General features: G+C 71.2%; 3 protein-coding genes. All 3 read left to right on the top strand.

Annotated features, from left to right (window positions below; translation table 11 throughout):
• Window positions 1-40: 40 nt before the first annotated feature.
• The gene (locus VGH85_19290; GenBank protein HEY2175956.1) at window positions 41-547 is read left to right on the top strand and encodes a sigma-70 family RNA polymerase sigma factor; all 507 of its coding nucleotides are present in this window, start codon (window positions 41-43) and stop codon (window positions 545-547) included.
• Window positions 544-1167, top strand: a complete 624-nt coding sequence (locus tag VGH85_19285; protein ID HEY2175955.1) for a methylated-DNA--[protein]-cysteine S-methyltransferase — start codon at window positions 544-546, stop codon at window positions 1165-1167. The genes VGH85_19290 and VGH85_19285 overlap by 4 nt, the downstream gene beginning before the upstream one ends.
• Window positions 1164-1600: 2OG-Fe(II) oxygenase (locus VGH85_19280; protein ID HEY2175954.1), on the top strand; the 437-nt coding region annotated here is incomplete at its 3' end. The genes VGH85_19285 and VGH85_19280, both read left to right, overlap by 4 nt.

The following is a 1600-nucleotide window of genomic DNA, read 5'->3' as shown; positions in this document are numbered from 1 at the left end:
GGCGGGCTCACATCCGCCGGGTCTGGCACGTTTGCTCAGTGTGGGACACCAACCGTTCGAAGCCGTCGTGCAGCGGTACGGATCGACGGTGCTGCGGGTGTGCCGGGCAGTCCTCGGACCCGCGGCCGCCGACGACGCCTGGTCGGAGACCTTTCTCTCCGCGATGCAGGCGTATTCGACGCTGCGCCCCGACAGCAACGTCGAGGCATGGCTGGTCACTATCGCCCATCGCAAGGCGATCGACCAGGTCCGCACCCAGGCCCGGCGAGCGGTCCCGACGGCCAACGTGCCGGACCGACCCACCACACACGGGCAGCCGGGCGGCTGGGAGTCCGACCTGTGGGCAGCACTGAAGGACCTACCGCTCAAGCAACGCGAGACAGTCGCCTACCACTACCTCGCCGGCCTCCCGTACGCCGAGATCGCCACGATCCTCGGCGGCACCGCCGAGTCGGCCCGCCGCGCCGCCGCGGACGGCATCGCGACGCTGCGCAAGACCTACCTGCAACCCCCGCACGACCGAGACGCAGAAGGAGAAGCGTCATGATGACCACCCCCGAGCTCCCGACCGCAGCAGAGCTGCTCGCCGCGCTCCCCCGGGTCGACGACGACGCCGAGCGCCGGCTGCACGCCCGACTGGCGGCCGCGGCGCTCGACGCAGGCATCCTCGACGTCGCCTTCCGGACCGTGGACACCCCGCTCGGTGCGCTGTTGCTCGCCGCCACCGACCAGGGCCTGGTCCGGGTCGCCTACGCCCGCGAGGACCACGACCGGGTGCTCCAGCAGCTCGCCGACACGGTGAGCCCGCGGGTGCTGCGCGCACCTGCACGGCTCGACCTCGCCGCACGCGAGATCGAGGAGTACTTCGTCGGCCGGCGTACCCGGTTCGACCTGCCGCTGGACTTCCGGCTGTCGGCGGGGTTCCGCCGGACCGTGCTGGCCCAGCTACCCGACATCGCCTATGGCACCACCGCGACCTACGCCGCGATCGCCGCTGCAGCAGGCAATCCGAAGGCGGTGCGCGCCGTGGGCTCGGCCTGCGCGACCAATCCGCTGCCGGTCGTCGTACCGTGCCATCGGGTGGTACGCAGCGACGGCACCATCGGTCAGTACGTCGGTGGCGTCGACGCGAAGCAGACCCTGCTGACTCTGGAGGCCGCCGCATGAGCACGCTGAGCCGGCTCGACTGGCCCGCCCTGACCGACGAGGTCAACGACTTCGGCTGCGCCCAGACCGCGCCGCTGCTGACCTCGGACGACTGTCGCTCGGTCGTGAAGCTCTACGACGAGACCGAGCGGTTCCGCGCCACGGTCGACATGGCCCGCTTCCGGTACGGGTCTGGGCAGTACCGCTACTTCGCCGACCCCGTCCCGGATCTCGTCGCCGGGCTGCGGGAGGAGTTCTACCCCTACCTGCTGCCGATCGCCCGGGACTGGGCCGAGAAGCTCGGCCGGCCCGCGCCGTGGCCGGACACCCTGGCCGAGTGGCTCGACATGTGCCATGCGGCCGGGCAGACCAAGCCCACACCCACGCTGCTGCGTTACGGCGAGAACGACTGGAACGCGCTGCACCGCGACATCTACGGCGACCTGGTCTTCCC

It is taken from the genome of Mycobacteriales bacterium, from assembly GCA_036497565.1.
Taxonomy (GTDB): Bacteria; Actinomycetota; Actinomycetes; order Mycobacteriales; family QHCD01; genus DASXJE01.
Note: the sequence above shows the minus strand (reverse complement) of the source record. Positions and strands in the feature narration are given on the sequence as shown.

Coding starts and splice junctions, on each gene's coding strand:
- VGH85_19285 (HEY2175955.1), top strand. CDS start 544: ATGATGACCACCCCCGAGCTCCCGACCGCAGCAGAGCTGCTCGCCGCG.